Below are 18,576 nucleotides of genomic sequence, written 5' to 3'. Positions count from 1 at the left end.
CTGCTCTTGATAAAGTTCGCGTGTACGAACTGTCGTCGCTTGGCGGTTGGCTAAAACCTGCATTTGACGTTGTTTATTTTCAATTTGCTCACGACTGGTTCTGATCTGATCGAGCACATCCAGATACACAGAATTCACTTTAGATTTAGCGGCTTCTTCTGCATAACTTGCCATTTTTACCTGAGAAGAAACTGATCCACCTTGATAAAACTGACTGGTGGCTTCAAGCATGATGGAACTATATAAACCGTCATCTTCATTATTGTTTGGGTTTCTTCCGTTAATAGCCTGACTCAAAGAGCCTTTCACTGCCAAAGTCGGATAACGACTCAGTCGGGTCTGTTCCTTTTGAGCTTTAGCCACCTCAATGCCTGCTTGTGCAGCGATCATTTTTGGAATGGTATTAAACTCAGGTTCACTATAAAGACCAGATTGTTTCACTAAATCGTCAGGAATGATCCATGATTTATTAAAAACATCTACGCCTACCAGAGTTCTTAAATGTTGTTGGTATTGACGTAATAAAGATTGCTGTGCAATGAGTGTTGACTGCGCAGATTCTAAATATGTTTGTGCCTGAACTGGATCAGCTTGGCTACTAATACCAGCATTTGCACGTAAATTAGCGATTTCCTGAATTCGCTGAATACCCGCAATTTGCTGCTCGGCAATTTTATTTAATTGGAGATAGCGCTGAATATTGATAATCGACTGAGCCACATCAAGTGCAATATCGTCAATGCTGACCAAAACATTCGCCTGCTCGACTTGGAGTTTGGCCTTCTCAACCGATACACCTGATTTGACTTTACCAAAATCAAAAAGCATTTGAGTTGCAGATAATGTGAGTAACTGCCTTCCCCGCTCACCGCTACTCAAGTCACCTGTGGTAATACCACCTGAAATTTGAGGGTAATAACCCGCCTTCGCAACATCAATACCGGCATTTTGGCCAGCTAAAGTTGAAATGGCTTGAGAAATGTTAGGATTTCGTTGAACTGCATATTGAACAGCATCAACTAAACTGACTTGATTATTCCACATCGCAGTAGAAGTCGGTAAATAATTCCCATCATTTCCAAACCGTTGAAATTGGTTCTGATCAAAGCCTAAATTACTTAATTTTTGGAAGTCGATAGATCGATAGCTTTCATCCGGCGTGGGTTTAAAGAGCTTAGAAACTTTTTTTGTTAAGTTTTTTCCCGAGTTAACAGACACCGTCTCTGCTTTTGTGATTGATATTGATAAACTAGAAGCAATACAAAAATATATAAAAAACTTTGTACCTGATTTGATTATAAGTTGTAAATCATTGTGTGGAAGAGGCAATTTACTCATTAGAAGATCTAATCTCTTGAAATATTTTAAAACAATCCAAAACTTATTTAAAAATTATTAACCCCACACCTTAAACAAATAATTTTCAGAATAATTTTCTTTTAAAAAAAATAAAGCGAAAAATGATTATTTTTAAAAAACATTAACTAAACAATTAATTTTTTTAAAATTTAAATTATAAAAATAAGTTTTAAACACACACATTTAAAACCTAATAAAACTATACAACTCAACAGCTATAGTAAAAATTTTAAATAAAAAAAACCTACCCCTTGGGGAAGTGGTAGGCTATAAACTCTAAAAAATCATATATTAAAGATATATCATTTATTTAAAAGCAGCAATAATGATTAATTTAAATAAATTTAAAACACATGATTAAAAACATATAAAATTAATAAAAACACTCCCCCATCTATTTTATAAACACAATATATATTTTGCGAAAAAGGATGCCAATAACAGCCCTTTTTTATATCTACAGATTCATAAATTAATAATATTACGTCAGATCCAAATACCCAAATACAGCCTTTTCAACTCGCTGCTGTAAATGGTTTAAATCACTTTCCCCTGCTATGCCTGCTGCGTTAATCATTCCTTTACTTAACGCAATTACATCTTGTGCGGCTGTCTGCTCATGTGAAATACCAGAATATATAAACAGTTCAGAAATTATGGTTTCAAGTTCGTGTTGAAGCTCATTTTCCTCAACATCTTTTCCAATCAGTTCTGAAGCAAACTCTAAAGTTCGTGCCAACTGCGGACGGCTCAATTGATGTTGCACAGCAGCCTGAATGATGAGTTTTAATTTTTCTTTTAAGTCTGCGGCTTCATGCTGCTGTATGGCTTCAACAATATGGCTTGAAAGTTTGGCGCGCTCACGTCGAATTAACTCGACAATTAAAGCATCTTTAGATGGAAAGTATTGATATAGGCTACCAATGCTTACGCCAGCAAGTTCAGCCACGGCATTTGTGTTAAATCCAGCAAAGCCTAACGACTCCAAAATGCGAGCAGCCGCCTCTAAAATAGCTTCAAATGTAGCCACTGAGCGTGCTTGACGCGGGCGTTTGCGTGGGTCTGGGAGGGTTTCTGACATGAGCCGAAATGCGAGTATTTAATGTGAGTAATCACTCATATACTGACTGAGTCATATTGATATGACAAGCAAATGCTGTCTTTTCAGTTGAACTACAACTCGCCTCAGTCATGGAGTGGTTATGCCTAGAACCTATACTTTTTTTATTCATTTAAGAGCTTTGCCTGCTTGGTTGGCTTTAGCTCGTGAAAAGCGGGCTGAGTTTATTACACAGAAGCTTGAACCTATTTTTGCGAAGTACCCAACTGTAAAATTTCGGTGGTATGACGTTGAAGCGTTTAGCACTAAAGCCAGTGATATTGCTGTGTTTGAGACCACATCTTTGCAAGATTATTATTTTGTAATTGATGCGATTCGAGACTCTGAGTTTTGTACAGTACCCTACTTTGAGTTTGTAGAGATTATTCCTGCAATTGAAGATGGGTATTTGGAGTATGAAGAAAGTTTCCTGTAAATGAGGATAATTTTTATCAAACAATTGATACGTTAAGCCAGTAATTTTATGGCTACGCCTAAAGTAATAGCTATTTTAAAATCTACCTTTATTTCGATTTTTTTATATCTATTTCATATAGCTATTCTTATTGAAAACTTAAAGGAATATTTTGTGTGTTAGGTATATGCCCAAAAAAATGCTCATCTTTTGTTTGAAAAAAGATATCAAAGCTTTGACTCATAAATGGATCAACTTCACTTTGTTTTTGATAAATTGGTGTAAGCCTATTGATATAATAATTGATCCAATCAACTTGATTTGAAAAATAAGAATAATCTTTAAGGTCAAAATATAGGTTATTCAAATTATCTGCAATCAAGTCTACATTAGGATGAAACAGCCAAATAATAATCTCCATGGGAGAAACTTTTTGCAGCGTATGCTGAGAAGTTTTATCAAATCTTTCAATTTTATATAATTGCGCACCTTCTTGACTATAACTAGAGCAAAGTAATTTTCCATTATGAACCTGATCAAGGTTTTGACCTAACTCTAAGGTTCGTATTCTCTTAGAAATATCTAAACATTCAGGTAAAGTTCTTAATTTAGATTTTGCTATATTTTTAAATATATCAACTGATTGCTGAACCACTCTTGATTCGCCCGTACCAGTAATAATACCTTGCTCCCAAGCATATAACTTCGAGTAATGTGTAGTAGAAAGTTCAACATCTAAGGTTTCATTTACAGTTACTCTTTTATTATCAGCTGCAACGACAATGCTATCGTTTAATTGAATAGCTAAGATGAAAGTCATATTTTACGTAAAATAACGAGACATTTGATATACATTTATTTTAGGCTATATCCATACAAAATTCTGAATATTTTTTTATAAAAATTGAGGTTATTGATGGCTGGTGGTTCTCAAATTATTATTAATAAAGATGGTATTACTCTGATTACACCAGGAAAATTTGAGCCGAAAGCTGGACAACACCTTTTTAAAGGCGGGGAAAAAGCTAATTATTCTTTACCCGAAATCCCTAACGTTCAATCTCCTTTTAGTAATAAATTAGATGTTTATAATCTATTTCCAGATACATCAAATATTAAATATTCTGTTTTACATTCAAATGGACAAGTAAAAACTGGCTTCCTTGACCAGTATGGTAGGACTGGACGCATCAGATCTCAGGAACAGGAAAAAGTTAAAGTTCTGATTGGTGGCGATGAATGGCACTATTATATTAGCCGTTTTGGTGGAACTATTGAGGATAATACTTATATTAAATTCCTAGACCTTATAGGAGATCCTATACCAAATTTAGAGTTTAATTTAAGTAATGATAATAATAAAATTCTTATGGAATGTAGAACAAATAATGATGGTGAAGCCGTATTTGTATGTCCTAAAGATGACTTTCCAATACTATCCGTGAAAAGTTTAATTACTAATGAATTTAAACCAATACTAAGAATAGAAAATAACTTGGTAAGGGAGATAATTTTAGTAAGTCCCAAGATCTTAAAAGAAATCGATTTATTACAAGAAACAGATGAGAAAGGCGATTATTTAAGAAGTAACTATCATAAATAATTGAATATTCAAAAAGTATTGTGAGCGATAAAGATGGCAAATGAACAGAAAGATTTACAACAGAAAGTAAACCAAAATGGTAGGCCTGTTTCAGTTTTTACTAGAGAGCATCTTGAAACTGCGGGTAATGTAGCTGCAAAAACTTCAGATGTATTAGGTTATTTAAAAGATGGAACATCAGTTATAGACAATTACAATTTTAGATGGGGTCTTGTTCATTCAAAAAATACGCCTTTGTTTAGTAAAGAAAGGTTGGAAAAAGCTAAGGAATTCCGATTTTATAAAGAAAATCCCCAGACAGGACGAATTTTCAAAGGTAATCAGCATACAAAAGTATTTGATACTAAAAAATTCGGTAGCAAGGTTGATAAATTAGGATCAAAAGCAGGTAACTTTGGAGACGGAGTAGAGTTAACTTTAGCTATTGTCGATAGAAACCCTGAAGCCCTTGCAACAAAATCTTCTACATTAGTGTTATCTAAAGCTGGAGAAAAGACAGGGGAAGTAGCTGGGCTTGCTGCTGCTGGAAAATGCGCAAAAGTAGCAATAAAACGATTAGATCCTAGAAAAGCTACAGTTGTTGGTCTCACCTGTGCTGGTGCAGCAATAGGTTTAAAATATGGACTAAAAGAATCTGGAGATTATTTAGGAGAAAAGGTTGGAAAAACAAATACTGCCATCCAGACAGCTCAAGGTGTTCTTGATGCAATAGATATGGTAGATGAACTTGAAACAAAAGCAGCAGAAAAAGAAAAGCAAGAGGCGATCAAAAGAGATCCAATGCTAGAATGGCATATAGTTGGAGCAGATTAATTTAAAAGAGTTATATTATGAATTTAAAGTATTTAATGATTTCTAGCCTCATAAGTGTATTTTTATTAGGTAGTGCAGGCTGCTCAGAACCTATTCCCCAACAAAATAAAACTCAAAGTGAAGCAAGCCAATTATATGAACAAGGCGGTAAATATTTCTTAGGTAAAGATGCTCCTAAAGACTATCAAAAAGCTTTTTCTTATTTCCAAATGGCAGCTGAAAAAGGCTTACCTATTGCACAAAATGATTTAGCAGGAATGTATTCCAAAGGAATAGGCACTCCGAAAAATGAAGAAAAAGCTTACTATTGGTATGAGAAAGCTGCTAAAAACAACTTTCCAGAAGCTCAATATAATTTGGGTTTGATGTACGATAATGGCTATTATGTAAATAAAGATAGATCAAAAGCTTTAGAATTTTATAAATTATCTTCTGATCAAGGATATGCTAAAGCTCAATATAATTTAGCAAATGCTTATCTTTCAGGGAATGGAATAAAAAAAGATATTAATTTAGCACTAGAATTATATAAGAAAGCTGCAGATCAAAATCTTTCTGAAGCTCAATATAATTTAGCAAATATTTATTCTGATGGTACTCTTGTTAAACAAGATAATGAAAAAGCTTTAGAGCTATATACAAAAGTAGCAGAAAAAGGCGTACCTGAAGCTCAAAATAATCTAGCCTATATGTATGCTAATGTTTTATCGGATTATGAAAAAGCTAAATTTTGGTTCCAAAAAGCTGCCGACAATGGATATGAGCCAGCAAAAGAAGCATTAGAACACTTCCAATAGTTCTAAGTAATTTACTTCTTAGAAGTCACAATCAGATATATAATTAAACCAATTAAAACTAAAATTATTAACTGGATTTCTAACATAAGGTTTATCATCCAAGAATTTCTAAATGATAAACCTTTTTTGGTTATTAATATTTTCGATTTCTTTGCGTCTAGTGAAATAAAAACTTTTATTTCATTATTTTTCTTTATCTCATTAAATATAGATATGTTTTGCTCTTTCATCTCATCACAATTTTCAGAGATAAACAGTCTATATACAACCAAAAAATCTTCTTTTTCTGATGTATAAGTAGTATTTCGATATGTATATTGATACTTTATATTTCCACGAGCATTCCTATCCATTCCTCGTCGCCATGGTTTACTTGAACAGTAAACTTTATAATCTAAAATTTTATAATCTTTTACTTCAATCCAATCAGGATAAAATAATTTAAAAACTTTTGATTGCAGGTTAAAAGATGAAGTTAAAATTAATAGAATAAGAAAAACAGCTACTAAGGATAAAATAATTTTTATAAATAATTTCATCATTAATATATCCTAAACTAAATAACCACTCTCAAATTAATATATAAAATAATATATAAATATATTTCATACACCCTTAGCGGTTAAATATTAGCATGAAAATAAAATTTTATTGAATAACCTTAAGTATAGTCACCGTATACTATTTTATTATTACCCCTTCCCCAAAACATCTCTAACACCACATCTCTTTCATCCAAACGATTTGAGCTTAAAACCTGTAGCATCAAGCCATCAATTAAGTTTAAAACCATGTTGGCATCGGGTTTCGGTTTGTTAGTTTCCAGACTAAAGACCAAATCAAAAAGCTCTTTAAGTAGCCATTTACGATATTCAACTGCCATGCGGTAAGCCCGTGGATAAAGCAGTTTTAATTCAAAAATGGTTTTAAACAAAAGATGGTAAAGGCTACTCACATCGACATGTAAACGGACAATTTCTTTGAGTTTATCGGCTGCGGTTGGATAGCGATGTGAATAGACAATTGCCAGTACTTCTTCTTTCAGTCGGCTTTTTTGAAAGATTAGACACATTTCAACAAGCCGTTCTTTCGAGTGAAAGTAGTTATAAAACGTGGCTTTTTGAATTTTGGATTTTTTGATAATCAGGTCTACGCCTGCATTATGAAATCCATGCGTGGTAAAGAGTTGGATGGCGGTTTGAACCACCTGTAATTTTTTGGAAGATCTTTCTAAAGTTGGCATAGTTTTACCGTTATAAATTCTTGTTGTTTCTAAATGAGATAAAAAGCCTGTGCCTTTTCTGGGAGAAAAAAAGGCACAGCAAAGCCGTAAGACGGTGCTTGGCACATCTCAAGTTTTGTTTTGCTAAGTTTTAAGTAAAAATGACGTAAAGCCTGAAAACCTTAGGGCGTTCAAGCTGCTGTAATTTTTTAAGCTGTGTTGTTATAGCTTTTGGCATTGAGGGCCAAAAAATGATGGATGTGCATAGCCAACTCCTGATTTTGGGAGTTCTGCCAAAGCATTCATTTGGAATTATGGTGGCAGAACGAAAGAGGGTTGACAGACTGGCTTCGAGAACCCAGCACGCACAAAGGCGTCCCCCTTCCGTCCTACCGCTACAAAAAGGGAGACGAGTGAGTCTACATCAAAAAAACGTGTTTTTTCAATGTTCTCAAAGATCAGCCTGTCAAAGCCGGCTGGCAATGTGGCCAGCACGCAAAGCATAATCTGAGAGTTGAGAGGTGTCAATGTAGCTTTTATGACAAGTATTTAAATTTCTTATTGTTTTTCATTAGATTAACTAAATTATTATTTTAGATATTATATTTAATTATATTTTTAAATTAAGTGAAGCGATCCATGCTTACTCATTTCTATCTTTTAACTTTTAATTTGAAACAACAAAATGGAAAGTGAGATTAGACAATCTCGGTCTGCCCCACTTGGTGATAAGCACGGTTAAAATAAACCAAGCTTTGGTCATGTTGGCTTTGTTTAATCGCCACAATCGGACATATAAAAATCGTGTGTGTGCCGACTTGTTGAATTTGCTCAATCTCACAATCGAAACTTACCAAAGCATCATCCAACACAGGTGAACCCGTTTCTAACTCAATCCATGCGCCATGTTTAAAGCGCTCTTCTGGTGTGAGCTTAGATGAAAATGCTTTTGAAATATGTTCGTGGTGCGCGCCTAACACGTTCACAGTTAAGATTTTGTTATCTAGGAAATGTGCATGTGAACTCGCAGATTGGTTCATACACACCAATAATGTCGGCGGTGTGTCAGTCACACTACAAACAGCAGAGGCAGTAAATCCAAAACGGCCAGACATGCCTGCCGTGGTCACAACGCTAACCGCACTTGTGAGTAAAGACATTGCATTTCTAAAGTCTGTTGCTTGAACCATGACATTATTCCTAAATTGAACCGTACCTTGTCCTGTGTGTTTGCTATACCGCCCAACTCCATCAGGAAGGTACTATCGACATGCGATCTGATTAGAGCGACATGTAGTAAGTAAAATGAGGGTTACTTGTTTGATTATCAACTGCCATCAAAAAAGTAACCCTTTATACCACTTATTGGTAAATATTAAGCAGTAAGATCATAACCAGTCAGTTCTCGGCGAACAATTTCTGCACCTGCACTTAAAGCATTTAACTTGCCACGTGCCACTTCACGAGAAAGAGGTGCCATACCACAGTTTGTGCAAGGGTAAAGCTTGTCAGAGTCTACAAACTGAAGCGCTTTACGTAGTGTGTTAGCCACTTCTTCTGGTGTTTCAATCTGGTTAGATGCAACATCAATTGCACCAACCATGACTTTTTTACCACGAATGAGTTCGAGTAAATCGATAGGCACATGTGAGTTGTGACATTCTAACGAGATGATATCAATGTTAGACGTTTGAAGTTTTGGGAAAGCTTCTTCGTATTGGCGCCATTCAGAACCAAGTGTCTTTTTCCAGTCAGTGTTGGCTTTAATGCCGTAACCGTAGCAAATGTGTACCGCAGTTTCACATTTTAGACCTTCAATTGCACGCTCTAAAGTCGCGATGCCCCAGTCATTTACTTCGTCAAAGAATACGTTAAATGCAGGTTCGTCAAACTGAATGATATCTACACCAGCAGCTTCTAACTCACGCGCTTCTTGATTCAAGATTTTGGCAAATTCCCAAGCCAGTTTTTCACGGCTCTTATAGTGACCATCGTAAAGCGTATCAATCATGGTCATTGGGCCAGGTAATGCCCACTTAATTGGTTGATTGGTTTGCTGACGTAAAAACTTTGCATCTTCAACAAACACTGGCTTTTGACGAGACACCGCACCTACCACAGACGGTACGCTTGCATCGTAACGGTCACGAATACGAACTGTTTCGCGCTTCTCAAAATCTACACCATTTAAGTGTTCAATAAACGTGGTCACAAAGTGTTGGCGAGTTTGTTCACCATCGCTCACAATGTCGATGCCAGCAAGTTGTTGTTCATGCAAAGCCAAACGTAACGCGTCTTTTTTACCTTCGGCTAAGCCTTCGTTTTCAAGTTTCCAAGGTGACCAAAGCTTTTCAGGTTCTGCAAGCCAAGACGGTTTAGGTAAGCTGCCAGCAGTTGAAGTCGGTAATAATTTTTTCATGATCAATGACCCGTATGTTGATTAATTAGGAGCGTAATTAGCAGACCACTGCTCAAGAATCGCTTGGTATGGTTTGATAAATTGCTCTTCAACAAACTTCCCCTGCTCAATAGCCAAACGGCTACGTTCTTCACGGTCATACACAATTCGAGTAAGTGAATAATCTTCGTGTTTCAAGCTTGGTTGATAAGATTTTCCAGCCACTGAGTTTGCGTTGTAAATTTCAGGACGGTAAATCTTTTGGAATGTTTCCATCGTACTAATGGTACTAATCAACTCAAGGTTGGTGTAATCACTCAACAAATCGCCTGTAAAATAGAACGCTAACGGCGCAACGCTATTTGGCGGCATGAAGTAGCGAACTTTTAAGCCCATTTTTTGGAAATATTCATCAGTTAATGAATAGTCTTCTTGCTTGTATTCAACACCTAAAACAGGATGTTCGTTTTCAGTACGGTGGTATTCTTTAGTCGTCGAAACGCTTAAGCAAATCACAGGTGCTTTTTTAAAGTTGGCTTTGTAAGTTTCAGAGTTAATAAAGCTCTTAAACAAGTTACCGTGCAATTCACCAAACTTTTCTGGCGTACTAAAAGTCGACTTGTTTTTGTTGTGATCTAACAACAGCACACTAAAGTCATAATCACGTACATAAGACGAGAAGTTGTTGCCTACAATACCTTCGATGCGTTCATTGGTTTTCTTATCAACAATATTGGTTTTCAATATTTCGATGAGAGGAAGCCCGCTAGTACGGTTTTCGGCATCAATGTTCATTTCAACTGAAATGATTTCAAGTTCAACGCCATAGCGGTCGCCTTTAGGGTTGTCCCAATGAGCTAAGGCATTGAAACGATTGTCGATCATCTGCAATGTATTGCGCAAATTCTCTTCGCGGCTCATCCCTCTTGCCAAGTTAGCAAAGTTGGTTGTAATACGTGTATTGTCTGCTGGACGATAGTTCTCATCGAAACAAATACTCTTAATCGTAAATGTAAATTCTTTACTCATTGTGATCAGTACCCTAATTTCTGAGATAAAACCTAAATAAAAACTTTTTGCTCTTTTTAAACTTTCCAGACTTGTCAGATTTGTGCCTTATGGTCTTATCAAAGTGAATTACTGGAGCGCTTCAAAGCATGAATAGATTTATACCGCAATCAGAACATGAATAAAAATGATTTAGTCTCATTACAAACTGAGTGAAATTCATGTTTAGGGTTTAATAAATAAGTATGAAGTTAAATTTTTTTCATCTTCGGGAATTTTAGACAGCAGAAATTCAATATGCGGCGCTCACACGGCACCTTAATTATTTTAAATATTAATTATTACTTTCAAATACTTAATAGTAAAAATTTAAGTTAAAAAGAATCAACCTAAAGTAATGTGTGCTGACTTTCATTCATCTCTGCTTTTAGCCATTCTAAAAATATGGTTTTGCGTGAATCTTCCTCAAAAGCACTATGAGAAAGTAAAAAATAGGCTGAATTATCTTGTACAACAGGTGAAATTTTTTTCAGTAAGTTCCACTCAAGCTCTTTTTCAATCATATAAATTGAGATGACTGTTGCGCCAAGTCCCGCTAAACAGCCTTCTAAACATAGATAAAAATGTTCGAGTTCAACTTTGGTGTAGCCTTTTAAACTCTGCTTTAACTCAGCAATGCGGCTCATGTTTTTGAAAAAATTTGGTCTAGAAGTCGAAATGAGTACGTCGTTGGTTTCCGATGGCTTGGTTGCTTGAACTAGAGCGATATATTCATCGGCAATTTTTTCGCTATAGATATGCTCTCCCCAATCAAAGTCATTTCTGCGAATCGCGATATCAATATTATCTTTTTCAAAATCGACCACGCCGCCTGCTGTGAGTAGCACAACCTCAAAATCGTACCCGAGCTTTTTAAATTTTGACAACCGTGGAATGAGCCATTTCATTGAAAGCGTCGGTTCACACGACAAAACCAGTTGCTTGTTATGAGTTTTAGGTTGGCTTAGCTGTATTAAACATTCATCGAGTTGACCAAACACCTGATGGCAACAACTTAATAAAATTTCACCCTGCTCGGTCATCACAAGTGTTTTATTTTTTCGATCGAACAAAGTCGTATTTAAAGCTTCTTCTAAATTATAAATTTGTTTACTGACCGCACTTTGCGTCACAAATAATTTCTTTGCAGCTAAAGTGACGCTGCCATATTTCGCCACAAAATAGAAAAATTTTAGTGAATTCAGCGATATTCTTTCGATCATTCCAAAAACTCATAGAGGTATAGTCGTTTTTATCGATTTTTATTTTTAGATTTCTGTTCAAAATAAAAATCATCTTTATTAAAACCTATTTTAGATGATGAAAAATATATTAGATATCTATATCTATCTTCATAAATGTAAAGCCCCTATCTTTCTCAGGAAAAGAATAACAGCTTTAAGTAAAACAGTTCTCCTCTCAAATACATTCCAAAAAGTACTGATCAACCCCCTCATTTTCAGTGAGGGTGCAAGATAATGGCAGAGTTTATTGCGGTTATTCTCATAACGATTTTAGCGGTGGTTAGCCCTGGCGCTGACTTCGCGATCGTTACGAAAAATAGTTACTTGTACGGCAGAAAAATAGGTGTGTTCACTTCACTGGGAATATCGCTTGGCGTATTGGTACATGTGACCTATACGTTAGTTGCCGTTGCCTTTGTGATGACTTATACGCCACAAATTTTGAATATTGTTAAGTATATTGGCGCGCTTTACCTGATCTACATTGGCTATAAAACTTTTACTCAAAAACCAGTTTTAGACACTGCGGCTTTAAATTCTATAGGTACTTTTCAAGCCATAAAATACGGCTTTTTTACCAACGCCCTGAACCCAAAAACCACGCTATTTGTGATTAGCACCTATACGCAAATTGTGAGCTTAACCACGCCTAAAACCATTCTTTTGGCTTATGGCTTTTTTATGTCATTTGCCCATTTTGTATGGTTTTCACTGGTCGCTGTGCTGTTTTCATCCATGCTACTGAGACAGAAAATGTTAGCCAAGCAAGTACAGATTAATAGGGTCATTGGCTCAATTTTATGTGTATTAGGCGTGATTCTAATTTTTACTAAGTTTCAGTAAAGGCACTTGATTGCTAAAGCGATAATAAATACAGAGCATCGCTTTAGCTTATTTTGTTCAATAGATTAAGACATTACATGACTTAACCATATAATCGCTGATCTAAAATTCATATTTTGCCATCATTTCTATACGCTTATCTTTTCCTACTTGCTGGCTGACAGTGTTACGCTCACCATAGACATATTCAACCCCAAAAGTTATTGGTTTATTGGGTTTAAACATCAGATTCGCCCAACTCTGTTGTAACTTTTTATTGGCATCTTTTGTTATTAGGTCTTTATCTTCATAGATCAATGCACCATGACCTATTGTGCCCCTTAGCTTTTCATTAAATTGATAAGTAAGACCCAATTGAAATGCATCAAAATCAATTAATTCGACATCATCCCCGTTTTGAATATGACGGACATTATCTGAAGTTGCCAGTAATAACTTATTGTCTCCAGAAACATGCGAATAGTTGCTATTAAATAATAAGGATGGCGTGATTTTATAGCGAAGACCTAATGCAGCACCCCATCCCGTTTTAGTTTCATCATTTTCATTGCGTAGACGGACTTCTTGGATCAAACCACGTGCGGTCATTACACCTTTGTCCGTAGCAAATTCATATTTCAATTTACTCGCCAGTAAAGGCAGACGGTTCTCGTCATTGCCTTTTTCTAAGCTGAAGAAATAAGAGGTTGATGCATTAATTGGCCCAGAATAACGCACCATTGGATTACGATTAGTACCACCACCTAATGCGGTATTTGAATCTAGCATTTCTGGTGCTGTTTCAGTTGAAAGAAAAGTAGACGTCGTTTGACCAATCAACCACCGATCATAGTTTAAATACACATGTCGCAGACGGGCATTGTCTTTATTTGTCCCACCACGGAAATCTATTTCAATTTTCCCTTTTAACGTCTTTTTCCCTACGCCAGTATTAAAATCTAAACCAATACGAGAGGCATTGACGGTCGAATCCAAGCGATCTTCAGTCGATTTTTTATCAGGATCACCTTCTAGTAACACACCATTAATGCGGTTAAACATACCTTTCCCACCTTCAAACTGATAGGCAGTATCAGCACGAACAAAGCCATACAAATTAACATTGGCACCGGATTTTGTTTGCCATTTGAATATAGCTTGAGTATTTTTTTCAGGCGGCGTGATAACACTTGCCGTAGGTACGTGTGGAACCTGTACGCTATTTGTAGGTATTGCTTGCTGAGCCTGAAGCATTTGTCGGAGTTCATTCACTTCTGCACGTAACTGTTCAAGTTCACTACTCTGATTGGCATGGGTAAATGTAGTAATCGTCGTCAAGCTAACGATTAGTACTGTCTTAGGTGAGTTAAATTTCATTTTGCATTCCTTTGTTTTATTTCAATAAAGCGTGCTGTTCATCCATTTATAAAAATTCTAGATATAGTCTCCCCTTAAATAGCTTTTCAGCTCTTTAAAAATGTCTTACTTACTTTTTAGATTTAAAAAACAATTGCAGACTGTATTGATAAAAAAAGCGTGTAGTGAGAATGACGAAAATTAATCTTGAGAGTTGAAAGGAAACGACGATGGGTACTGCGAGTCCGAGAGCTTTAGCCATCAGTGACATTTCTGCGATGCCTCCAGGTGAAAGCCCTAAAATCAAGATTTGCTTTTCTGTATGACTTAAATTAACCAGTAATAAAGCAACGCTGATCGATAACGCTAAAGCCAACAAATTGAATATGACTGTGATTCCGATAAATTTTTTATTTTTCCTTAAAAAGCTAAATGGAAATTTGCTACCGAGTGACCAGCCGATACAGACTTGACCAAAGGCAGTAAACCACTCAGGCAATTTCATCTGAAGTATTCCACAAAATGACAATAACCCAATAATGGCGAGTGGCCCCAAAATCCATGCATTTAGAATATTAAAAAATTGAAAAACCTTACCCACAAATAGAGCCAGACAAAACAGTAAGACGACCTGAAAAAAGCTAAATTGATCCGACACCGGTATCTTTAAACCAGTCCATTCGACATGAAAATAAAGCTCCATAAAAATTGGAACCAGCACAACCAAAATCACAATTCTCAAACTATGGGCAGCAACGACTTTCTCAACTTGAGCTTGATAGCGTTCTGCAATATTCACCATTTCACTAGCACTGCCAATTGCAGAAGAAAACCATGCGGTGGCCCAATCCACCCCATTGATTCGATATTGTAATCCGGCCAGTAATGTACCCAACACAAGTGACCATACCAACCCGATTAAGATAAAGCCCCAATATGCCGCCACTGCCTGTACCAAAGCTGGTGAAAAGTATAGGCCTAAGGCCATACCAATAATGGCCTGCCCTATAAGTCGCCAGCGCGGGTCACACACTAATGGGTGTCCAACGCTACCGAACAATAAGGCCGTCAATAAAGGTCCAAGCAACCAAGGTAAAGGAACGTGCAAGTATTTGGCAATTAAAGCTCCGAGTAGAGCAATTGCTAAACCTTTTATATTTAAGCTTATTTTTTCCATAATTTTGAGCAAAGATAGTAAACATCTGCTTACTATTTTTGCTATCCCGTTAAGCTTTATGTTTTTTGATATATAAGTACTTACGAACAATTGGCAAGATCAATAATAATCCTGACATAATCCAAAGACCCATACTGATATTCCCGCTCCATAAGATGCCAAGATCACCTTGAGAAATTGACAAAGCACGGCGCAGATTCGATTCCATCAACTCTCCAAGTACAAAACCTAAGATTAATGGTGCCAACGGGAAATCAAATTTTCTTAGAATATATCCAAACACCCCCAAGCCGATACATAACAGCAAGTCAAAGATGTTGGTATGAATAGCGTATACTCCCACAAAGCTGACACTTGCAATAATCGGGATCAAAATATAATTAGGAATACTTAGCATACGTGCAAAGAAACCTACTAATGGTAAATTCAATACCAACAGAATGATATTTCCCACCATAAGTGATGCAATCAGTGACCAGACCAGTACAGGTTCTTGAGCAAATAACTGGGGACCTGGCGTTATGTTGTACATAAGCAATGCGCCCATCATTACCGCAGTCGTCCCAGAGCCAGGTACACCTAGTGTCAACATGGGTACAAATGAACCACAAGCCGCAGCATTGTTAGCACTTTCTGGTGCAGCAAGCCCACGTAAGTCACCTTTCCCAAACTTGCTACTATCGCTTGCGATCTTCCGTTCAGTGGTATAAGCCATCGCACTTGCAACCGTTGCTCCTGCACCCGGTAAAATTCCTGAGAAGAAACCGATCAATGCACCACGGATAATAGTAGCCAGTGAACTGAGGAATTCTTTTAGATTAAATAAGGTACGTTTGCCTTGTTTTAATGCAACTTTACCAATTGTGGTACGTTCAAGTAGTAATAAAATTTCACTTACACTAAATAAACCAATCACTAAAGTCGTAAAAGCAATTCCATCACTTAACCCCACACTGTTAAAGGTAAAGCGATATACCCCTGTAATTGCATCCATACCTACAGTTGAAAGTGCTAGGCCCATGAGTGCCATAATTAAAGTTTTAAAAGGTTGCGTACTGACCAGACCCGTTAAACAAACAATAGCAAAGACCATCAGCGCAAAATATTCAGCAGGACCAAATGCAATTGCCCATTTCGCCAATATAGGAGCAAACAATACAATTCCAATAAAGGCGACAGTACTCCCAACAAAGGAACTGACCGATGACAAAGACAATGCAATTCCTGCCTTTCCTTGCTGGGCCAAAGGATAACCATCTAACGTGGTCATAATGGCTCCAGCATCTCCTGGCACATTTAACAGAATCGCTGAAATACGCCCGCCATATTCACAGCCCAAATACACTGCTGCCAATAAAATCAATGCACTATCTACGGGTAAACCTAGGGCATAAGCAAACGGTAGTAAAATTGCTACCCCATTAATAGGACCTAAACCTGGTAATAAACCAACAATCGTTCCAATAAATGCACCAATAAAGGCAATTAAAAGATTCTGTGGTTGCAAGGCAACCCCAAAGCCTGTCATTAAAAAACTTAATACATCCATATCGGGTCATCCTTAACCAAAAAATCCAAGAGGTAATGGCACATCCAAGAAACGGTCAAACATATAGTAGGTGCTCATACTGAGTACCAAGCCTGTCACCAAAACTGGTATGGTCTTGCCATGGAAAAGTTTGCCCACCGCAATCGTCATCAATAGAGTGGCAACAATAAAGCCTAGCCATTCAAAAACTAATGCATATAGCGTTAAAGCCACCACACACAACGCTAATTTAAAGATTAGATGCCTTGTCCAACCCAACTCAACGGGTTCAAACATAATGGCAGGACGTACTGTTAGATATATTGCACTCGCTGTAATTAATCCCATTAATAAAATAGGAAAGGCTTTAGGTCCTACAGGATCGTAGGAAATAGGAGCTTCAAAACCGCTTGCATAGATCAACAAAAATAATCCGCAAACTGCAATAATGGCCGTAAGAATCCGTTCAGATTTCATCATCTATCCTCAAAAAAAACTGAGCTGAGAAACAGCTTCTCAACTCAGTCTATTTATTAATTTGATAATTTATATTCTTGCGACAACTGGCGCATTTCCTCAGTCTGCTTATATACATAAGCAGAGAGTTCTTCGCCTGTTAATTGAAACGGAAGTAAATCTTGTTTTTCACGGACTGCGTTAAATTTCTGGTTAGCCATCATTTTATCGAAGGCATTTTTCCACCAACCATAGGCTTCATCACTGACCTTTGGCCCCATATAAAAACCACGGATGACTGGCCACTCAATGTCATAACCCTGCTCTTTTGCAGTAGGTAATTTTGAGAACTTCCCGTCTAAACGCTTATTTGCAAAAACTGCTAAAACTCGAATATCACCAGACTCTAGATGTGAACCAATTTCACTGACATTACCTACCCCAACTTGAATATGCTGCCCCAGTAAGGAAGTCAGTACTTCGCCTCCCCCTTCAAGAGCTACAAATCTTAAATCGGCTGGTTTGATACCGGCTTTTTTTGCCAACATTGCTGTTTGCATCCAGTCTTGACCACCTACACTTCCAGCTCCCCCAAAAGTAATTGTCTTTGGGTTTTCACGTAGTACTTTCACTAAATCATCAAGATTTTTCAGTGGTGAGTCTTTGTGTACCGAAACCAAACCATAATCGACAGCGACGCCAGACAACCATTTCACATCTTTTTCAGTGAAGTGTCCGAATTTTCCTTGTGCCAAGTTCAAGAGCGAACCAGTAGAAAATGCAACCACGGCATTATTATTAGCAGGATCACTGTTTACGATTTTATTATAGGCTACAGCACCTACTCCACCTGGCATATAAGTTACGCGTATTGGATCTTTGAGCTGATCTGTTTGTTTAAAGCCAGATTGAATCAATTTACAGGTCATATCAAACCCGCCCCCCGGCTTGGCTGGGGCTATACATTCCGGACGTTTTGGCTGACCAGCTTCTTTAGAGGCATTTCCTGAACCACACCCAACCATGGTCACACTGACACATGCTAATGTGAGTAATTTTAAATTTTTCATATTAACTACATCCTTATACCGTATTTCATCTATTCATCTTTTGGTTTTACCCATACGCATTCTCGGCCTCCTTGGCACGAACATGTTTATGGGAATGAGTTTTTGACAAAGTTCGCGGTCGCTTTGTTACAACGAACGTATTAATGCTGCGTTACAGTAAAAAAATTATG

19 protein-coding genes are annotated in these 18,576 nt (G+C 36.9%); 5 read left to right on the top strand and 14 right to left on the bottom strand.

What is annotated here, in order from left to right; all coding sequences use genetic code 11:
* On the bottom strand, window positions 1-1,338 hold a 1,338-nt coding region (locus tag MKX14_RS17755), incomplete at its 3' end, for a TolC family protein (RefSeq protein ID WP_240283114.1).
* 502 nt (window positions 1,339-1,840) lie between these two features.
* Window positions 1,841-2,440 (bottom strand): TetR/AcrR family transcriptional regulator, encoded by a 600-nt coding sequence (locus MKX14_RS17750; RefSeq protein ID WP_046813245.1) that lies wholly within the window; start codon window positions 2,438-2,440, stop codon window positions 1,841-1,843.
* Between the two features lie 121 nt (window positions 2,441-2,561).
* Between MKX14_RS17750 and MKX14_RS17745 the strand changes: the two genes are divergently transcribed.
* Window positions 2,562-2,894 carry a darcynin family protein gene (locus MKX14_RS17745; RefSeq protein ID WP_046813244.1) on the top strand — a complete coding sequence of 111 codons (333 nt, stop codon included), beginning with the start codon at window positions 2,562-2,564 and terminating at the stop codon, window positions 2,892-2,894.
* Between the two features lie 127 nt (window positions 2,895-3,021).
* Here the strand turns inward: MKX14_RS17745 and MKX14_RS17740 are convergent, their stop codons facing one another.
* Window positions 3,022-3,693 (bottom strand): hypothetical protein, encoded by a 672-nt coding sequence (locus MKX14_RS17740; RefSeq protein ID WP_046813243.1) that lies wholly within the window; start codon window positions 3,691-3,693, stop codon window positions 3,022-3,024.
* A 96-nt stretch (window positions 3,694-3,789) separates the two neighbouring features.
* Between MKX14_RS17740 and MKX14_RS17735 the strand changes: the two genes are divergently transcribed.
* From MKX14_RS17735 to MKX14_RS17725, 3 genes are read left to right on the top strand one after another with little or no spacing between them, the layout of a single operon-like run.
* On the top strand, window positions 3,790-4,476 hold the full coding sequence (locus tag MKX14_RS17735; RefSeq protein ID WP_233734995.1) for a type IV secretion protein Rhs: 687 nt from the start codon (window positions 3,790-3,792) through the stop codon (window positions 4,474-4,476).
* A 33-nt stretch (window positions 4,477-4,509) separates the two neighbouring features.
* Entirely contained in the window at window positions 4,510-5,289 is a 780-nt protein-coding gene (locus MKX14_RS17730) for a hypothetical protein (protein WP_046813241.1), read from the top strand.
* A 17-nt stretch (window positions 5,290-5,306) separates the two neighbouring features.
* Entirely contained in the window at window positions 5,307-6,086 is a 780-nt protein-coding gene (locus tag MKX14_RS17725; RefSeq protein WP_046813240.1) for a tetratricopeptide repeat protein, read from the top strand.
* Between the two features lie 11 nt (window positions 6,087-6,097).
* Here MKX14_RS17725 and MKX14_RS17720 read toward each other — a convergent pair whose 3' ends face one another.
* The 6 genes from MKX14_RS17720 to MKX14_RS17695 all read right to left on the bottom strand — a co-directional run bounded on the left by MKX14_RS17720 (window position 6,098) and on the right by MKX14_RS17695 (window position 11,976).
* A complete protein-coding gene (locus MKX14_RS17720) occupies window positions 6,098-6,625 on the bottom strand; it encodes a hypothetical protein (RefSeq protein WP_046813247.1) in 528 nt (175 codons plus the stop codon).
* Window positions 6,626-6,747: 122 nt separating this feature from the next.
* On the bottom strand, window positions 6,748-7,329 hold the full coding sequence (locus tag MKX14_RS17715; RefSeq protein ID WP_240283113.1) for a TetR/AcrR family transcriptional regulator: 582 nt from the start codon (window positions 7,327-7,329) through the stop codon (window positions 6,748-6,750).
* A gap of 677 nt (window positions 7,330-8,006) precedes the next feature.
* Entirely contained in the window at window positions 8,007-8,498 is a 492-nt protein-coding gene (gene rutF / locus MKX14_RS17710) for a flavin reductase (protein WP_000249487.1), read from the bottom strand.
* Between the two features lie 185 nt (window positions 8,499-8,683).
* Entirely contained in the window at window positions 8,684-9,727 is a 1,044-nt protein-coding gene (gene metE, locus MKX14_RS17705) for a methionine synthase (protein ID WP_032004310.1), read from the bottom strand.
* 21 nt (window positions 9,728-9,748) lie between these two features.
* Window positions 9,749-10,735 (bottom strand): DUF1852 domain-containing protein, encoded by a 987-nt coding sequence (locus MKX14_RS17700; protein WP_000031350.1) that lies wholly within the window; start codon window positions 10,733-10,735, stop codon window positions 9,749-9,751.
* Window positions 10,736-11,103: 368 nt separating this feature from the next.
* Complete coding sequence (locus MKX14_RS17695) at window positions 11,104-11,976, bottom strand: LysR family transcriptional regulator (RefSeq protein WP_240283112.1); 873 nt, start codon at window positions 11,974-11,976, stop codon at window positions 11,104-11,106.
* A 255-nt stretch (window positions 11,977-12,231) separates the two neighbouring features.
* On the opposite strand from MKX14_RS17695, the gene MKX14_RS17690 reads away from it, so the two are divergent.
* On the top strand, window positions 12,232-12,840 hold the full coding sequence (locus MKX14_RS17690; protein WP_240283111.1) for a LysE family translocator: 609 nt from the start codon (window positions 12,232-12,234) through the stop codon (window positions 12,838-12,840).
* Window positions 12,841-12,942: 102 nt separating this feature from the next.
* On the opposite strand, the gene MKX14_RS17685 is transcribed toward MKX14_RS17690, so the two are convergent.
* From MKX14_RS17685 to MKX14_RS17665, 5 genes are all read right to left on the bottom strand, one after another.
* Complete coding sequence (locus MKX14_RS17685; protein ID WP_240283110.1) at window positions 12,943-14,196, bottom strand: DcaP family trimeric outer membrane transporter; 1,254 nt, start codon at window positions 14,194-14,196, stop codon at window positions 12,943-12,945.
* A gap of 109 nt (window positions 14,197-14,305) precedes the next feature.
* Window positions 14,306-15,352, bottom strand: a complete 1,047-nt coding sequence (gene abrB, locus MKX14_RS17680) for an AbrB family transcriptional regulator (protein WP_240283109.1) — start codon at window positions 15,350-15,352, stop codon at window positions 14,306-14,308.
* Window positions 15,353-15,401: 49 nt separating this feature from the next.
* Window positions 15,402-16,901 (bottom strand): tripartite tricarboxylate transporter permease, encoded by a 1,500-nt coding sequence (locus MKX14_RS17675; RefSeq protein WP_240283108.1) that lies wholly within the window; start codon window positions 16,899-16,901, stop codon window positions 15,402-15,404.
* A gap of 12 nt (window positions 16,902-16,913) precedes the next feature.
* Window positions 16,914-17,360, bottom strand: a complete 447-nt coding sequence (tctB, locus tag MKX14_RS17670; RefSeq protein ID WP_080947829.1) for a tripartite tricarboxylate transporter TctB family protein — start codon at window positions 17,358-17,360, stop codon at window positions 16,914-16,916.
* A gap of 53 nt (window positions 17,361-17,413) precedes the next feature.
* Window positions 17,414-18,406: a Bug family tripartite tricarboxylate transporter substrate binding protein gene (locus tag MKX14_RS17665; RefSeq protein ID WP_046813230.1), complete on the bottom strand. Its 993-nt coding sequence runs from the start codon at window positions 18,404-18,406 to the stop codon at window positions 17,414-17,416.
* Between the last annotated feature and the right edge of the window lie 170 nt (window positions 18,407-18,576).

Origin of the sequence: Acinetobacter pittii (assembly GCF_022449185.1) — a bacterium.
In the GTDB taxonomy this organism is placed as follows: Bacteria; Pseudomonadota; Gammaproteobacteria; order Pseudomonadales; family Moraxellaceae; genus Acinetobacter; species Acinetobacter pittii_I.
This window is presented reverse-complemented; position numbering and strand designations above follow the sequence as displayed.